Origin of the sequence: Pseudarthrobacter sp. B907, assembly GCF_040137805.1 — a bacterium.
Taxonomy (GTDB): domain Bacteria; phylum Actinomycetota; class Actinomycetes; order Actinomycetales; family Micrococcaceae; genus Arthrobacter.
Genome location: NZ_JBEEQE010000009.1, coordinates 1 through 16,488, shown reverse-complemented (window position 1 = coordinate 16,488; position 16,488 = coordinate 1). Strand labels below are relative to the sequence as shown.

Annotated in this window: 12 protein-coding genes; all 12 read right to left on the bottom strand. The window is 69.0% G+C overall.

The features are described 5' to 3' along the window. Positions 1-2: 2 nt before the first annotated feature. Positions 3-623 (bottom strand): nitrate reductase molybdenum cofactor assembly chaperone, encoded by a 621-nt coding sequence (gene narJ, locus ABLI39_RS09540; protein WP_349413182.1) that lies wholly within the window; start codon positions 621-623, stop codon positions 3-5. Then, a complete protein-coding gene (gene narH, locus ABLI39_RS09535) occupies positions 620-2,314 on the bottom strand; it encodes a nitrate reductase subunit beta (protein WP_349413181.1) in 1,695 nt (564 codons plus the stop codon). Before narH ends, narJ begins: the two co-directional genes overlap by 4 nt. After that, entirely contained in the window at positions 2,314-6,024 is a 3,711-nt protein-coding gene (locus ABLI39_RS09530; RefSeq protein ID WP_349413180.1) for a nitrate reductase subunit alpha, read from the bottom strand. The genes narH and ABLI39_RS09530 overlap by 1 nt, the downstream gene beginning before the upstream one ends. A gap of 93 nt (positions 6,025-6,117) precedes the next feature. Further along, complete coding sequence (locus tag ABLI39_RS09525) at positions 6,118-7,017, bottom strand: hypothetical protein (protein WP_349413179.1); 900 nt, start codon at positions 7,015-7,017, stop codon at positions 6,118-6,120. A gap of 299 nt (positions 7,018-7,316) precedes the next feature. Next, positions 7,317-8,066 carry a LamB/YcsF family protein gene (locus tag ABLI39_RS09520; protein WP_349413178.1) on the bottom strand — a complete coding sequence of 250 codons (750 nt, stop codon included), beginning with the start codon at positions 8,064-8,066 and terminating at the stop codon, positions 7,317-7,319. Between the two features lie 3 nt (positions 8,067-8,069). Further along, positions 8,070-8,909 carry a hypothetical protein gene (locus tag ABLI39_RS09515; protein WP_349413298.1) on the bottom strand — a complete coding sequence of 280 codons (840 nt, stop codon included), beginning with the start codon at positions 8,907-8,909 and terminating at the stop codon, positions 8,070-8,072. Positions 8,910-9,021: 112 nt separating this feature from the next. Continuing rightward, positions 9,022-9,621 (bottom strand): hypothetical protein, encoded by a 600-nt coding sequence (locus tag ABLI39_RS09510; protein ID WP_349413177.1) that lies wholly within the window; start codon positions 9,619-9,621, stop codon positions 9,022-9,024. 113 nt (positions 9,622-9,734) lie between these two features. Beyond that, entirely contained in the window at positions 9,735-11,108 is a 1,374-nt protein-coding gene (locus tag ABLI39_RS09505; RefSeq protein WP_349413176.1) for an NAD-dependent succinate-semialdehyde dehydrogenase, read from the bottom strand. A gap of 197 nt (positions 11,109-11,305) precedes the next feature. After that, complete coding sequence (locus ABLI39_RS09500; protein WP_349413175.1) at positions 11,306-13,639, bottom strand: glycoside hydrolase family 65 protein; 2,334 nt, start codon at positions 13,637-13,639, stop codon at positions 11,306-11,308. A 50-nt stretch (positions 13,640-13,689) separates the two neighbouring features. After that, complete coding sequence (locus tag ABLI39_RS09495) at positions 13,690-14,451, bottom strand: HAD family hydrolase (RefSeq protein ID WP_349413174.1); 762 nt, start codon at positions 14,449-14,451, stop codon at positions 13,690-13,692. A 102-nt stretch (positions 14,452-14,553) separates the two neighbouring features. Further along, positions 14,554-15,564, bottom strand: a complete 1,011-nt coding sequence (locus ABLI39_RS09490) for a LacI family DNA-binding transcriptional regulator (RefSeq protein WP_349413173.1) — start codon at positions 15,562-15,564, stop codon at positions 14,554-14,556. 177 nt (positions 15,565-15,741) lie between these two features. After that, positions 15,742-16,359, bottom strand: coding sequence for an alpha/beta hydrolase (locus tag ABLI39_RS09485; RefSeq protein WP_349413172.1), 618 nt, complete (start codon positions 16,357-16,359; stop codon positions 15,742-15,744). Positions 16,360-16,488: the final 129 nt, after the last annotated feature.

Sequence of the window (16,488 nt, the reverse complement as noted above, 5' to 3'; positions counted from 1 at the left end):
GGTCAGGCCCCCTTCACGGGCAGCAGTCGAGGATCGTACGGGTCCAGGCCCACCGCTTCTGTGGGCGGGCCGTAGCCGGCCATCCGCATGACCGCCTGTTCATCCGCGGGCGACTTGCCGGGCAGCGTGGCGCAGATGGCCTGCAGGATGCGGGCGTGCGGCAGCTCGTCCCGGAGCAGCCCGAAGCGGAGCATCTCCAGGCTGGCCCGGTAGCGGCTCAGCAGTTCACGCCCGGCCGCCAGGTCCACTAGCGCGGCGTATTCCAGCACCATGGGCAGGTAGTCCGGCAGTTCCCCGTGGGTGTCCACCAGGATGTCGCTTTGCCGGTAGGTCTTCTTGAAGTTGCCCAGCACTTCGCCCCGCCGCCGGGTGTCCCCGTCGGTCCAGTAGGACAGGTGCAGGGCGTGGCGTTTGCCGAGGTCGAACTCGCGCACGTAGTGGGCCTGGAGTTCCATCGGCGGGGTGGATTCCAGCCGTTGCAGGACCTCGGCGAAGTCCGCGACGGCGCCGGGGAATTCGGCCAGCGCGGCCCGCATCAGCGGCACGCGCCCGAGGAGCTCCTCGTCCGGGTAGGACAGGCACCAGGCGGCGGCGAGATAGACGATCTGCTGGCGGCGGGTCACGGCTGGTCCTCCGCGGCCGCCAGAGTGCCCGGCTCGGGCGGCCTTTCCGGGAAGAGTCCCGCCGGTGCTCCGGTTCCGTCCCAGTTGAGCAGGTTCACCCGGCCCCGCAACGTTGTTTCGCCCGGCGCCGCGCCGGAGGTCTGCCGGTCGCGGAGGGCGTGGAAGGTTTCCACCGCCACCGGGACGGGCCTGCCGCTGGCCTCGCCGAAGGGCGAGGAGTCTTGCATGCCAGGGCCGCCGTCGAAGTCCAGCGAGCAGCCCATCTCCTCGAGGTCGTGGGCCTGTTCCACGTGGGCCTTGGGGATCACGTAGCGTTCCTCGTATTTCGCGATCGCCATCAGCCGGTACATCTCGTACATGGTCTGGCTGTCCATGCCCACGGCTTCGGGGATGGTGTCGTCCGGGTCGTTGCCGAGGCTGATCCCGCGCATGAAGGAACGCATGGCCGCCAGTTTCAGCAGCACCGCGGTGACCCGGTCCGTGTCCCCCGCGGTGAAGAGCTCGGCGAGGTACTCCACCGGGATGCGCAGCGCGTCGATGGCGCCGAACAGGTTGCCTGCGTCCTCGCCGTCGTGCCCCTGGTCCCGCAGCAGGTCCACCACGGGTGAGAGCGGCGGGACGTACCAGACCATCGGCATGGTCCGGTATTCGGGGTGCAGCGGCAGGGCCACCTTGTAGACCTTGGCCAGGGCGTAGACCGGCGAGCGCCGGGCGGCGTCGATCCAGTCCTCCGGGATGCCCTGGGCCCGGGCGTTGGCCTGCACTGCGGGATCGTTCGGGTCCAGCAGCACGTCCATCTGGGCGTCGTAGAGCTCTTGCGGGTCGGTGACGGCGGCCGCCGCGGTGACGGCGTCGGCGTCGTACAGAAACAGCCCGAGGTACCGCAGCCGGCCCACGCAGGTTTCCGAGCAGACCGTCGGTAGCCCCACCTCCACCCGCGGGTAGCAGAAGGTGCACTTCTCGGCCTTGCCGGTCTTGTGGTTGAAGTAGATCTTCTTGTACGGGCAGCCGGTGACGCACTGGCGCCAGCCGCGGCACTTGTCCTGGTCCACCAGCACGATCCCGTCCTCCACGCGCTTGTAGATGGCGCCGGAGGGGCAGGAGGCCATGCAGGAGGGGTTCAGGCAGTGCTCGCAGATCCGCGGCAGGTAGAACATAAAGGTCTGCTCGTAGGCGAACTTGATCTTGTCCTCGGATTCCCGCCGGACCTTTTCCACGATCGGGTCCAGGTGCCCGTTCTCCGAGGAGCCGCCCAGGTCATCGTCCCAGTTCGCGGACCAGGTGATCTTGGTGTCTTCCCCGGTGATCAGGGACTTGGGCCGGGCCACCGGGAAGTCGTCGCCCAGCGGCGCGTCCACGAGCGTTTTGTAGTCGTAGGTCCAGGGCTCGTAGTAGTCCTTGAGTTCGGGCTGGACCGGGCTGGCGAAGATCCCGAGGAGCTTCTTGACCCGGCCGCCGGCCTTGAGCACCAGCTTGCCGCGCTTGTTCAGCACCCAGCCGCCGTGCCACCTCTCCTGGTCCTCGTAGCGGCGCGGGTACCCCTGCCCTGGGCGGGTTTCGACGTTGTTGAACCAGACGTATTCGGTGCCGGCACGGTTGGTCCAGGCCTGTTTGCAGGTCACGGAGCAGGTGTGGCAGCCGATGCACTTGTCCAGGTTCATGACCATGCCCATTTGAGCCATAACACGCATCAGTACTGCACCTCCTGGGAACGGCGCCGGACGGTGGCCACCATGTCCCGCTGGTTTCCGGTGGGGCCGAGGTAATTGAACGCGTAGGCCAGCTGCGCGTAGCCGCCGATCAGATGCGAGGGCTTGACCAGCAGCCGGGTGACGGAGTTGTGGATGCCGCCGCGCCGGCCGGTGGCCTCGGACTTCGGCACGTCGATGGTGCGCTCCTGGGCGTGGTGGACGTAGACCACGCCGGCCGGCATCCGGTGGCTGACGATCGCGCGGGCCACCAGGACGCCGTTGATGTTTAGGCATTCCACCCAGTCGTTGTCCTTGACCTCGATGGCGTCCGCGTCGGCCGGGCTCATCCAGACCGTCGGGCCGCCGCGGGAAAGCGAGAGCATCAGCAGGTTGTCCTGGTACTCGGAGTGGATGGACCACTTGGAGTGCGGGGTCAGGTAGCGGACCACCACTTCCATGGATCCGTCCCGGCCCAGCTTGGGTTCGCCGAAGAGCCGGTGCATGTCCAGCGGCGGCCGGTAGATCGGCAGGGCCTCGCCGATGTCCCGGATCCAGTCGTGGTCGAGGAAGAAGTGCATCCGCCCGGTCAGGGTGTGGAACGGTTTGAGCCGTTCGATGTTGATGGTGAAGGGTGCGTAGCGTCGGCCGCCGGTTTCGGAGCCGGACCATTCCGGCGAGGTGATCACCGGGACCGGGCCGGCCTGGGTCTGGGCGAACGTGATGAACTTTTCCTCCGAGCCCTCGGAGAGGTCCGCGAGTTTCTTCCCGGTGCGGACTTCCAGGTCCTTGAAGCCCTGCACGGACAGCGCGCCGTTGGTGGTGCCGGAGAAGGCCAGGATGGCCTCGGCCATTTTCGCGTCGGTGTCGATTGCGGGGCGGCCGTCCGCGGCGCCGCCGAGCATCACCCCGTTGGAGCGGCTGAGCCTCTCCAGCGCGCCGGCGAGTTTGTAGGTGACGTTCTTGACCGTGAAGCCGAGTTTGTCGGCCAGCGGCCCGACGGCGGCCAGCTTGTCCGCGATGGCCGTGTAGTCCCGCTCCACCACGGAAAAGACGGGCATGTTCTGGCCCGGGACCGCGGGGATGGACGTGTCCCGCCAGTCCCGCACGGTCCCGCCGGGCTGGGCGAGCTGGCCGGGGGTGTCGTGCTGCAGCGGCACGCTGACCAGGTCCTTGCGGACACCCAGGTGCGTTTTGGCCTGCCGGGAGAACTCCTGGGCCAGCAGGTGGAACATGTCGAAGTCTGTTTTGGTCTCCCACGGCGGGTCGATCGCGGGGGTGAAGGCGTGCACGAACGGGTGCATGTCGGTGGAGGACAGGTCGTGCTTCTCGTACCAGGTGGCCGCGGGGAACACGACGTCGGACAGCAGCGTGGTGGAGGTCATCCGGAAGTCCGCGGAGACCAGCAGGTCCAGTTTCCCTTCCGGCGCCTGCTCGTGCCATTTCACGTCCTTAGGTTTGAGCCCTTCGGCGTGGTCCTTGCCCAGGACGTTGTTGTGCGTGCCCAGCAGGTTCCGCAGGAAGTACTCGTTGCCCTTGGCCGAGGAGCCGAACAGGTTGGAGCGCCACAGCACCAGGGTCCGCGGCCAGTTTTCCGGAGCGTCCACGTCCTCAATCGCGGGGTTCAGGGTCCGGTTCTTCAGCGCCTCCGCGATGTAGCCGGGGGTGTCCTGCGCGGTGCCGGCGGCGACGGCGGCCTCCGCCTCGTCGGCGACATCCAGCGGGTTGCGGTCGAACTGCGGGTAGAACGGCATCCAGCCCAGCCGGGCGGACTGGGCCATGGCGTCCGCGGTGTGCATCCCGTCCAGGGCCCCGGCGGAGAGCGGGGACTTCAGCGCATCCGCGGAGTAGCCGTCTTGCCGCCACTGGTCCGTGTGCATGTACCAGTAGCCGGTGCCGATCATGGTCCGGGGCGGCCGGGACCAGTCCAGCGCGTTCGCGAGGGATACCCAGCCGGTGGCCGGCCGGGTCTTTTCCTGGCCCACGTAGTGCGCCCAGCCGCCGCCGTTGCGGCCCATGCAGCCGGTCAGCATCACCAGCGCCAGCACGGCCCGGTAGGTGGCGTCGCCGTGGAACCACTGGCAGATCCCGGCGCCCATGATGATCATGGAGCGGCCCTTGGACTCTTCGGCGTTGCGGGCGAACTCGCGGGCCACCCGGATGCAGGCCTGCGCGGGAACGGAGGTGATCTCCTCCTGCCACGCCGGGGTGTAGGGCGTCCCGGCGTCGTCGTAGCCGGCGGCCCAGTCGCCCGGTAGCCCATCGCGGCCGACGCCGTACTGGGCCAGCATCAGGTCGAACACCGTGGTGACCAGCTGGCCTTCGAGCTCGATGACGGGAACACCGCGCTTCAGCACGCTGCCGTGGCCGCCGGCGTCCTCGAAGCACGGCAGCAGGATCTCGGCGCTGTCACCGGAGACTTCGCGCAGCGACAGGGCGGGGTCGATTCCCTCAAGGTCGAGGTTCCATTTGCCCTCGCCGCTGCCGGAGTAGCGGAACCCCAGCGAACCGTTGGGAACTGCCGGACGTCCGGCCTTCTTGTCGAACAACACCGTGCGGAACGCCGCGTCCTCGGCCAGGGATTCGGCCGGGAGGTCCTGGGCGGTGAGGAACTTGGCCGGGGTGAGGGTGCCGTCGTCGCGCCGTTCCAGCCGGACCAGGAACGGCAGGTCGGTATATTGACGGACGTAATCGGTGAAGAACGGCACCTCGCGCTCGACGAAGAACTCCTTGAGCATGACGTGCCCCATCGCCATGGCCAGCGCCGCGTCGGTCCCGGCCTGCGCGGGGAGCCATTCGTCGGCGAACTTGGTGTTGTCCGCGTAGTCCGGGCTGACCGTGACCACCTTGGTGCCGCGGTACCGCACCTCTGCCATCCAGTGCGCGTCCGGGGTGCGGGTGACGGGGACGTTGGAGCCCCACATCATCAGGTACCGTGCATCCCACCAGTCGCCGGATTCCGGGACGTCGGTCTGGTCGCCGAAGACCTGCGGGCTGGCCACGGGGAGGTCGGCGTACCAGTCGTAGAAGGACGTCATCACCCCGCCGATCAGCTGGATGAAGCGGGTCCCGACGGCGTGCGAGACCATGGACATCGCGGGGATCGGCGAGAACCCGGCGCAGCGGTCCGGGCCGTAGGTCTTGATGGTGTTGACGTGCGCGGCGGCCGCGATCTCGATCGCTTCCTGCCAGGAGACGCGGACCAGTCCGCCCTTGCCGCGGGCCTGCTGGTAGCGGCGGCGGCGCTCCGGGTCCCCCACGACGTCGGCGAAGGCCAGCACGGGGTCGCCCAGCCGGGACTTGGCCTCGCGGTACATCTCGACCAGCACACCCCGGGCGTAAGGGAACCGGACCCTGGTCGGGGAATATGTATACCAGGAGAAGGCCGCCCCGCGCGGGCATCCCCGCGGCTCGTATTCCGGGCTGTCCGGGCCCACGGACGGGTAGTCGGTCTGTTGCGATTCCCAGGTGATGATGCCGTCCTTGACGTACACCCTCCAGGAGCAGGATCCGGTGCAGTTCACCCCGTGCGTGGACCGGACCACCTTGTCGTGGCTCCAGCGGTCGCGGTAGAAGATGTCGCCCTTGCGGCCGCCTTCCCGGAACACCGCCCTGCCGTCGTCGGTTTGGTCCCATTTCGTGAAAAATCGGCCCAGCTTCAACATTGCATCCGAGGCGGGTCCGTCCAACCCCGCGGAGCCTCCGGCAGTCATGCCCCCAAGCTATGGGCCGGATTCCGGCGCCGATAGGGCCCTACGGCACTGGGCGGCCACCGGCTTGTGCGTGCCGGGCCGCGCGGCACCGGGTCAGAAACTGATTCCCTTGACGAGGGTGACGAGCTGGTCCTTGGTCTGCTCGGCCGTGGGACCGGTGGGGGAGATCAGGATTTGCGCGGTGAAGATGGCCATGTTCTGGCCGCGGGCCACCATGAGGGACAGGTACGTGAGCGGTACGTCGCTGGGCGGACGCATTGCTTTGGGACCGCCGGGATCCGTCCGCACGATCAGAATCGCCCGGTCTCCGACGCCCTGGACGTCCTGGCCGTCCGGCACCGGCCGGGACAGCAATGAAGCGCCGCCCGGATGCAATTCGATGGAAAACACCAGCGAGTCCGGCCCGGGCGTACCCGGGGCGCCGAAGGTGTACCGGCAGTTACCCTCGCCCGGGAGGACCTGCGCCTGCGTGGTCGCGTCGAACGCCTGTTTGACTGCGTCGGCGCTGACCAGGGCGCACACGGGATTGTCGGTGGTGACCTGCGGGCCGACGGGCGGCGCGGACGGGACACTGAGCGCGCTCCCGTTGCCCCAGCCACCATCGACGGCGGCCTGTGCGAGCGAGCGGGCCGTGGCGTTGCCGTCCGGGACGGGTATGCCGGACGTCATCGGCGGCGTCGCCACGATGCGCAGGTCCAGTGACTCGGTGCCGCGGACCGCCTTGAGGACCGTGTTGGCCGATGCCCCGCCAGGTTCGCCGCGGAACCACCCCGTCCACTGGAAGCACGCGAAATCGCCGATGCCCGCTACGGGCGAGCAGTCCGGCGTCTTCCTCGCCTCGGCAATCTCTGTTGCCGACGCGGGCGAGGTCAACGCCACGGACAGTGCGTTCATGCCCTGGTCGGATTTGCTCATGTAGCTGCACAGGTACGCGGGGCTCCCTGGCGGTTTGCCCGCCTGGTTCTGGCCCGTGCCGGCGAAGCTCGGATCCACCTTGGCTGCAATCTCCGGGGTAATAAGGTCGCAGGCCGGATTACTCGAACCTGACGACGGCGACCCTGTCGAGGCAGGCGTACCCCCTTGCGCGCAGGCGCCGAGGAGAAGCACCAGGGCCGCGGTGAGCGCAAGGAAGTGTCGAGACGAACCGATCCGATGGCGCATTGTCTCCCCCAGTCCGCGGAGACTGCCTCCGCGTTTCAGGGGCGGCTCCGATAACACCCACGCTAGGGACCGGCGCCTCGTGTCAACAGGGCCGACCGGCCCCGGGGCCCCACGTTGTAGCTTCGCCCGGACTAGGCGAAGGGCTCCAGCTCGACGCCGGCCTGCTCCAGGGCGGCGCGGACGGCGGCGGCCACCGCCACCGAGCCGGGGGTGTCGCCGTGCAGGCAGAGCGAGTGCGGGGTCAGCGTGACCACCGTGCCGTCCACCGCCAGCACCTCGCCCTTGAGGGCCAGGCGCAGCGCGCGCTCGACGATCTCGTCCGGGTCCTCGATCACCGATTCCTCCTCCAGACGCGGGACCAGGGTGCCGTCCGGGAGGTAGGCGCGGTCGGCGAAGGCTTCATGGAACACGGGGTTGCCGGCGTCCCGGGCAATCCCGAGCAGCGCGGAATGCTCCAGGCCCAGGATCGGCAGCCCGGGATCGTAGGCCTGGATGGCTGCGACCACGGCGGAGGCCTGTTCGGCGTCGTGAATGGTGCGGTCATAGAGGCCGCCATGCACCTTGACGTAGTCCACCGAGGCGCCCACCGCGTGGGCCACGCCGTCGAGCGCGCCGAGCTGGTAAAGGACGGCCCCGAACAGGTCGTCGAAGGTCATGTCCATGGCGCGGAGGCCGAAGCCGGCCAGGTCGGGGTAGCCCAGGTGCGCGCCGACTTTAACGTCGAGCTCGTAGGCCGCGCGGCAGGTATCCAGCATGGTGACGGGGTCGCCGGCGTGCAGTCCGCAGGCCACGCTGGCGCTCGTAACCAACGGGAACATCGCCGCGTCATCGCCCATGGTCCAGGAGCCGAAGGACTCGCCCAGGTCAGCGTTCAGGTCCACGGCTCAGCCTTCCGTTTCAGGGCCGGCGGCCGGGGCTTCCGGGGCCGTGTCTGCCGCGTCGGCCGCATCCGCGGGGCGGTCCGCGCCGCCGGGCTGCAGCTCGCCGGGGATGGTCGTGGGCATGGGGCCGAAGGCCTCCTTGGCGTTCGCGATCACGGCACGTCCCATCATCCGGTTGCCGACGCCGCCCACCACGGCGCCGACGCCGAAAGGCAGCGCCCGGCCCAGCAGCGCGGTGCCCTGGCGCTTGAGCAGGTTCCGCAGGAAAGCCTGCTGGATCCGCTGCCGCACGGAGCCGAAACCGATCAGCGGCGCGCGGCGCGCAAACAGCGACCCCCACGCCTGCGTCGGGCCCCTGCCCTGGCCGGCGGCCTGGCCGCTCAGGGAGCTCAGCAGCGCCGTGCCCTCCTCGCCGAGCATGATCGCCATGACCAGGGTGCTGGCCTTCTCCGGGTCCACCATCCGCACGCCGTGGAGTTCGGCCAGCGAGGTTGCGTACAGTGCGGTGGCCTCGAGGAACCCGACCGTCGCGACGGCGGAGAGACCCAGGGCGGCCACGGTGCCGACGCCGGGGATAACGGCCGATCCGCCGACCAGGGCGCCGCCGCCGGTGACGGCGGCCAGGTAATTGCGCTCCAGGATGGCGGCCAGCTGCGCCGCGGAGGCGTACGGGTGCTTGCGCTGCAGCCGCCGCAGGTTTGCGAGCACCAGCGGGCGCTGGATTTCCACCGCGCGCAGGAGCATGTTGTGGACGCCGGCCTTGGGCTTGCCGTCGGCGTCGAACATCGCGCTGTGGGCGGTCTTCTGGGCAATTTTCATTGCCGGGTTGCTGCGCTGGGCCATCGTCGCCTCTCCGGAAACCATAAGGGTGCTGAACTTCTTCCAGCCTTAACACTAGGCCACAGCCCGTCCGGCCGCTCCTGCGCAGCAGGGCAGCGCCGCCCAACCCGCCGGTTCAGGGCAGCTGGAGCACCCAGGATTCGGCGAGGGCGACGAAGGCCGAGGAGGACGGCCCCAGTGGGCCGGGGTAGACCGCCGGAGTTCCCGGCCATTCCACCCCGAATTCACTGAGCCGGCCGGTGCTGCAGGGCAGGTAGACGTTGCACAGGGCGGCACTGCCTTCGCCGAGCTGGAAGTTCGGCGCGGTGAACTGACGCCGGTCCAGGACCCCGTGGACGGCCAGTTCCGCCTTGTGGCCGGTGGCGCGGAACCCGGTCTCCGGGTCCACCTCCACCGTGAATTCGTCATGGGTATGCCCGACGCCGGTCAGCGGGAACCGGGCCGCCTCAGGGAAATAGCGGGTGAGCTCGGTGGCCAGGGTTTCCGCGAGGGCTTCGTTGGCCCCGTAGCTCCGCCAGCCCTGCGGGGTGGCCACCAGCAGGGCGCTGCCCGCACCCCAGCGGGACCAGTCGGCCTGCCAGAAGGTGGCGAAGCAGCTGGCCGGCTCACCGGGAACCTGGGCGCCGCCGGCGTCCGCGGGGTGCAGCGCCAAGCCCACGTTGATCCCCACGAATGCCAGGCTGCGCCGCCCCGTTGCGGTGGCCGTTTTCTCCATGAAAGGAGCCTAACGGGGCGGCAGCGGCCGCGGGCGGAAGGTCGTTGCTTCCGGCCGCGGCCGTGTCCTCGCGCGGTTTCCCGGCTGAAGCGGCTCCGCCTGGAGCCCGCCGCTTAGCGCGGGGTGCGGATGAGCTTCTTGTTGACGAACTCGTCCATGCCGAAGCGGCCCAGCTCACGCCCCACGCCGGAGCGCTTCACGCCGCCGAAGGGCATGTCAGCCTGGGTCTGGGCCACCGAGTTGATGAACACCATGCCGGTGTCCAGCTGGTCGGCGACGTCCTGGGCCTTCGCCGGGTCGGCGCTGAACACCGAGCCGCCCAGGCCGTAGGGCGAGCCGTTCGCCAGGTCGATCGCTTCCTCCACGCTGGCCACCTTGTAGATGACGGCGGCGGGGCCGAACAGCTCCTCGGAGAACGCGCGCATCTCCGGGGTGACGTCGGTCAGGACGGTGGGCTCCACGTAGGCACCGGGGCCGTCCACCTTGTGACCGCCCGTGCGCACGGTGGCACCCTTGTCCACGGCGTCCTGGATCTGCTCGACCAGGCCGTCCGCGGCGCTCTGGGAGGACAGCGGACCGAACCGGGTGTCCTCCTGCTGGGGATCGCCGGGCTTGATCCGGGCCATCCGCTCGGTGAACTTCTCCACGAAGGGCTCGTAAAGGTCCTCGAGGACGATAAACCGCTTGGACGCGGTGCAGGCCTGGCCGGCGTTGCCCATCCGGCCCCCGACGGCGGCCTTGACGGTGGCGTCCAGGTCATCGGAGTCGAGCACGATGAAGGGATCGCTGCCGCCCAGTTCGAGGACGTACTTCTTGAGATTGCGCCCGGCGACCTCGGCCACGGCCGCTCCGGCCCGCTCGCTGCCAGTCAGGGAGACGCCCTGGACCCGGGAGTCAGCGATGATCTCCGCCACCTGGTCGTTGTCCAGGAAGAGGTTGGTGTACGCGCCCTTCGGCAGGCCGGCGTCGTGGAAGATCGCCTCGATGGCGAGCGCCGACTGCGGGCAGCTGCCGGCGTGCTTGAGCAGGATGGTGTTGCCCAGCACCAGGTTGGGAGCGGCGAACCGGGCCACCTGGTAGTAGGGGTAGTTCCACGGCATGATGCCCAGCAGGGCCCCAATCGGGGTGGAGCGGACGACGGCGTCGCCGCCGCCCTTGACCTCCAGGGGCTCGTCCTTGAGGAATTCGGGGCCCTCGGTGGCGTAGTAGTCGTAAATCGAGGCGACCAGTTTGACCTCGCCGCGGGCCTCGACCACGGGCTTGCCCATTTCGGTGGCGATCAGTCGGGCCAACTCGTCCTGGCGTTCGCGATACAGCTCGGCGACGCGGGCGATAACCTTGGTGCGCTCCTCCACGGGCGCCTTGCGCCACTCGAGGAAGGCCTGCTGCGCCGCGGCGAGCGCCGTCTCGACCTCGTCAGCGGTTGCGAGCGGAAATTCCTTTTCCGTCTCTCCGGTCGCAGGGTTCACTGTCTTGTAGGCAGTCATTGGTCCACCATCTCCGTTTCTGGCTGGTTTGAGCCTGTTCGGGCGCGGGACCGCGGGCTGGCGCCGGGTTCGGCGCCACGGCGGTTCCCGCCCAGTGCGTGGGCCGGTCTGTTCCCAAGAGCAGGACCGGTCCCTTAGGCGCCAACCGGTGCCCACCCCGGACTATTCCAAGCGTGCCGCCTAGCTGCCCGGCACCGCTAGTTGACCGCGCGCACCACCGGGATCGACGCCGTCGGCGGTCCGCCCGGGAACACCGTCGGCGGGGGGCTCACGACGGCGTGCAGCGGCACCGTGACAGTGTCGGTGCCGACCGTGTACAGCTCCCCGCGGACGTCGACCTCCAGCGGCGCCCCGTCCGGGACTGTTAGCCGGAGCAGCGTGTGGTCCAGTTCGACGTGCAGCAGGCCGCCCCGGAGTTTCAGGTGGAAGTCCAGGGAGTCCCAGTCGGCGGGAAGCCGCGGGTCGAAGTGCGGCACGGCACCCTGGTCCCGCAGGCCGGCGAAGCCGCTGACCAGCGAGCTCCAGACCCCTCCGGTGGAGGCAATGTGCACACCGTCGATCGTGTTGCCGTGGGTGTCGTCAAGGTCGATGTAGAGGGCGTGGATGAAGTGCTCCAGCGCGGCCTCCCCGTGACCTACCTCGGCGGCCATGATGCCCTGCACACACGCGGAGAGGGTGGAGTCCCCGGTGGTGATGGGGTCGTAGAAGTCGAAGGCTCGGCGCTTTTCCTCCGCAGTGAAGTCCTGCCACTGCAGGAACATCGCCAGCACGGTGTCGGCCTGCTTGAGCACCTGGTGCCGATAGATCACCAAGGGATGGAAGTTCAGCAGCAGCGGGTACTTGGACCGTGGCGTGTCCCAGTCCCACGGCTCCAGCGTCATGAAGTCGTTGTCCTGCGAGTAGACCTGGAGGTCCTCGTCGTAGGGCAGCTGCATCCGGTTCGCGGCCTGCTCCCAGAACTCCCGCTCGGCGTCGTCGATCCCGGGGTGGTCCAGCGCCGCTGCGGCACGCAGATTAAACCGGGCCATAACGTTGGTGTAGAGGTTGTCGTTAACGACCGCGGTGTACTCGTCCGGGCCGGTGACACCGTGGATGTGGAACAGCCCGTCCTTGCCGAAGAAGCCCAGCGAGGCCCACATCCGTGCCGTCTCGATCAGCAGATCGGAGCCGAGGGTCTCCTTGAACTCCGTGTCGCCGCTGGCCCAGATGTACCGGTTCGTGGCGAAGGCGATCGCGGCGGCGATGTGGAACTGCGCCGTGCCGGCGGCGTAGTAGGCACTGGCCTCCAGGCCGTTGATGGTGCGCCACGGGAACAGTGCGCCGTCCACGCTGAGCTCCTTGGCGCGGACCCGGGCCTCGGGCAGCAGGTCGTGGCGGAATTCCAGGACCTGGCGGGCGTTTCCCGGGTTGGTGTAGGTCAGGTAGGGCAGCAGGTACACCTCCTGGTCCCAGAAGTAGTGCCCGTCGTAGCCGGAGCCGGAGACGCCCTTGGCCGGGATGCCGGCCACGTCGGCGCAGGCGGTGGCCTGTGCCAGCTGGAAAAGGTTCCAGCGGATGGCCTGCTGCAGCTCGACCTGGCCGCCCACCACAATGTCGCTGGTGGTCCAGTAGACGCGGTAGTGCGCCTCGCTCTGGGCGAAGATTTCGGCCACGGACAGCAGGGCGGCCTCGGCCGTGCCGGCGAGGTCCTCGTCCGCGGCCCGTCCCACCGCGTAGCTGACGCTTTTCTCCAGCACGAAGGGCGCGTCCGGGTTCACGGCGAGGACGTAGCGGACACTGCTGTCATCCTGGTCCACCTGGGTGTCGAACGGCTGGACACCGGCGGAAGTCCAGTGGTCCACGGCCATCCCGAGCCGCTGCTTGGACTCGGCGGCCTCCCATGAGAGCCGGAGCGAGCCGTCGCCGCCGTCGAGCCGGACCGGGAGCAGCACCCTCCCCGCGTGGCGGCCGGCGCGGCGCGGGTCGTGGGCCGAGTGGTCCTCCACCGGCTGGTCCTGCCGGTTCACCACGGCCGAGGTCACGTCCGCGGAGATTTCCCGGTCGGCCGCGACTTCCAGCGAAATGCCGAGGGCACCGCGAGCCTGGTACCCCACCGCACGGCGCTCCGTGGTGGTCACAGTGGCGCCGGAGCGGCACTGCCAGACGATCCGGCACTCGTAGACGCCGGTGGCGAAGTCCACGCTGCGCCGGTAGTCCAGCACCGTGGACTCCTCGAGGCTGAGCATTTCGCCGTCGATGATGACAACGAAGTTGTTGGCGTCCGGGACGTAGAGGATGCGCTGGCCGGTGCGGGCGAAGCCGTAGGCGTTTTCCGCGTGCTTGATGTCCCAGATCTCGTGGAAGCCGTTGATGAAGCTGCCCGGAAGTTCGGCGTCGGCGGCCGCCCAGTGGGCGCCGCGGATGCCAAGGTGGCCGTTGCCGAGGCTGAAGAGGGTCTCCAGCGTGCCGGCGTTGCCGGGCAGGTGGACGGTTTCCACGAGCTGCCAGGGGTCGTTGGGGAACCTGGCGCGGTCCGAGGTAATGAGAGCCATGGTGAATCCTTTTGGCGGTGGCGGTTGTGCGGGTGGGAGGTGGCGGCCGGCTAGAGCAGTTCGGCCAGATCGCCGACGACGATCGTGGCGCCCGCGTCGAGCAGGGTCTTCCGGCCCGCTCCGCGGTCGACGCCGATGACCGAGTGGAAGCTCCCCGCGCTTCCAGCCTGGACACCGGAGACGGCGTCTTCGACGACGATGCACTCCTCGCTGGGCAGGCCCAGCAGCTGTGCGGCGTATTCGTAGGTGGCCGGGCTGGGCTTGCCCGGCAGGCCTTCGGCGACCGCGACGACGCCGTCGACCACCACCGGGAAGTAGTCCGAGAGCCCGGCGGCTTTCAGCACCGGAAAGGCGTTGCGGGAGGAGGAGACGACGGCGAGCTTGAGTCCGCGCCCCAGAGCGGCCTCGATGAAACGGACCGAGCCCTCGTAGGGCGTTACGCCGCCGGCCGCCACGATGTCGTTGAAGACCTTGTTCTTGCGGTTGCCGAGGCCGTGCACGGTGTCGTGGGCCGGATCGTCGTCGGCCGGGCCCTCGGGCAGCACGATGTTGCGCGAGGCCAGGAAGTCACGGACGCCGTCGAAGCGGGGCTTGCCGTCGATATGGTCGAAGTAGTCGCTTTCGCGGTAGCCCGGCGCGTCCGGCACGCTCTGGAGGTACCCGTCGAAGAGTTCCTGCCACGCGCGTTCGTGCACCACCGCGGTGGGCGTCAGGACGCCGTCGAGGTCAAAGAGGATGGCGGAGGCGCCGGCGAGGACATCGGCCGCGGCGGTGCTGTTGGAAGTCTCGGCGCTGTTGAAAATCTCAGTCATGGAGCGAATGTCCTTTCAGACGGTGGCTGGAAAGTCTTGGCAAAAACGGGGCCGCCGCGGGACCGCGCCGGGCGGCGGTCCCGGGGCGCGCGGTGGCGGGCATCAGCGCCGGCGGCGGGTGCTCCGGCGCTCCACCAGCTTGGTCTCCAGCAGGTGGGCGGCGGGGGGATTCTGGTTTCCCGGGTGGTGGAGCCTCTCGACCAGCAGGTTGGCGGCGAACGCGCCCTGGTCGGCGACCGGCTGGGCGATGGTGGTCAGCCCCAGGAACCAGCTCATCTGATGATCGTCGATGCCGATGACGGAGACGTTTTTAGGTGCTGACAGGCCGAGATCCCGCAGTGCCATCAGCGCGCCGAACGCGGTTTCGTCGCAGCCGGCGAACACGGCGGACGGCATCCGGCGGTTCTCGATCAGCTCCGTCATGGCCCGGCGGCCACCCTCGATGCTGGATCCGGCGTCGAGCACCAGGTCGGGGTCGACGGTCAGCTCGTGCTCGGCGAGGGCCAGTTCGAAGCCGCGCCGCCGGGCGTCCGCGGTGTCCACGGAACGTCCCGCCGGCTCCCGTCCGGCCAGCATCGCCAGGTCCCAGTGGCCCAGTCCGAGCAGGTGGCCGGTGGCCTGCCGCGCGGCTTCCTGGTCGTCGATCCCCACGTTGTCCCATGGCACGGCGTGCATCCCCACGCTCGCGACGGCCAGGCCGGAGGCTTCCAGCGCCGCAATCTCACCGCGGTCCAGGGCGACGTTCAGCAGCAGGACACCGTCCACGCGCTGGGCCAGCCCTGCGAGGTCGCCGAAGAGTTTGCGCTGCACGCTGGGCCGGTTCCGCAGGCTGACCAGCACGGTGTCGTAGCCGCTGTCGGCGAGGACTTCCTCCGCGGCCTCGACCGCCTGCGCGAAGTACCAGGCGGTCGCGGTGGGAACAATGATGGCCACGAAGCCGGTGGTTCCGCCGGCTAGCCGGGCGGCAGCCGAGGACGCCTTGTAGCCGAGCTTGGCAGCCGCATCGGTGACTTTGGCCTGCGCTTTTTCAGAAACGTTGGGGAGGTGCCGGAGCGCCCGGGAGACGGTGCAAATGGAGAGCCCGGAAAGGGCGGCCACGTCCTGGATTGTCACGCGCGGAGCCTTAGTCATGCGACACGGGCCTGGACCTTTCTTCCCCCTGCAGTAGTGGGCCGGTTTTAAATTGGCCAAAGTAAACTGTAAACGCTTATAAATTGGGCGCGCAAGTGGCTGCAGATTTCCATCGAGTAGAAATATCCGACGGCGCCGGGCGCCGGGGCACGGCCCGGCTCAGCGCAGCACGTAGTGGCGCAGGAAGGCGCCGACGTCCACCAGTTCAGCCGCCGAGACCGAGTGGCCCATCCCGGGGTAGCTGCGCGCCGTGAGCTGGGTGTGCCGGTGCAGCCATTCCTCGGTGTGCGCCGTGGCGTCGTCGTTGATTACGGGGTCCGCCTTGTCCCGGCCCCAGAAGAACGGCGGCCGCGCGGCAAAGGACTCGCTCATGGCTAGCAGCTCGTTGTCCAGCACAAAGCCGGACAGCCCGACGACGGCGCGGAACCCCTCCGGCCGCAGCCGCAGCAGGGTGCTTGCCATGGCCATGCCCTGGGAGTAGCCGAGCAGGCTGACGCTGCTGTGCTGCCCCTTGACCGAGTCGATCCAGCTGAAGACCGAGGAGGTGGCGGAGATGACGTCGGCGAAGTCGTGGGTGAGGAAGTAGTCCAGCAGGAACCAGCCGTAGTCGTCGCCGATCACCTTGGGCGCGCGCGGGGCGGCGCAGGTGAACTCGGGCGGCAGGCCGGGGAAGAGTTTGGCCATCCGGGTCTCGTCCGTGCCGTAGCCGTGGAGCAACACCAGCAGCGGCGTGCCGGCGCGCTCGTGCTCGGGCCTGGACCAGGCGACAGTTTCCATGGGGACAGCCTAGCCAGCCGCCGCCTGCCCCGGTCCGCAGCGGTTTGCGCGGCGGCTCTGGATTTGCGCTGCGGATTCGGACGGCCGCACCCCGGGCCCGGAACTTGTCAACCTCCTTGAGACAGACCC

Bases quoted from the DNA above. Each gene is read 5' to 3' on its own strand.
- ABLI39_RS09530 (WP_349413180.1), bottom strand. From the start codon at position 6,024: ATGACTGCCGGAGGCTCCGCGGGGTTGGACGGACCCGCCTCGGATGCA.
- ABLI39_RS09505 (WP_349413176.1), bottom strand. From the start codon at position 11,108: ATGACTGCCTACAAGACAGTGAACCCTGCGACCGGAGAGACGGAAAAG.
- ABLI39_RS09485 (WP_349413172.1), bottom strand. From the start codon at position 16,359: ATGGAAACTGTCGCCTGGTCCAGGCCCGAGCACGAGCGCGCCGGCACG.
- ABLI39_RS09500 (WP_349413175.1), bottom strand. From the start codon at position 13,639: ATGGCTCTCATTACCTCGGACCGCGCCAGGTTCCCCAACGACCCCTGG.
- ABLI39_RS09495 (WP_349413174.1), bottom strand. From the start codon at position 14,451: ATGACTGAGATTTTCAACAGCGCCGAGACTTCCAACAGCACCGCCGCG.
- ABLI39_RS09515 (WP_349413298.1), bottom strand. From the start codon at position 8,909: ATGGCCCAGCGCAGCAACCCGGCAATGAAAATTGCCCAGAAGACCGCC.
- ABLI39_RS09510 (WP_349413177.1), bottom strand. From the start codon at position 9,621: ATGGAGAAAACGGCCACCGCAACGGGGCGGCGCAGCCTGGCATTCGTG.
- narH (WP_349413181.1), bottom strand. From the start codon at position 2,314: ATGCGTGTTATGGCTCAAATGGGCATGGTCATGAACCTGGACAAGTGC.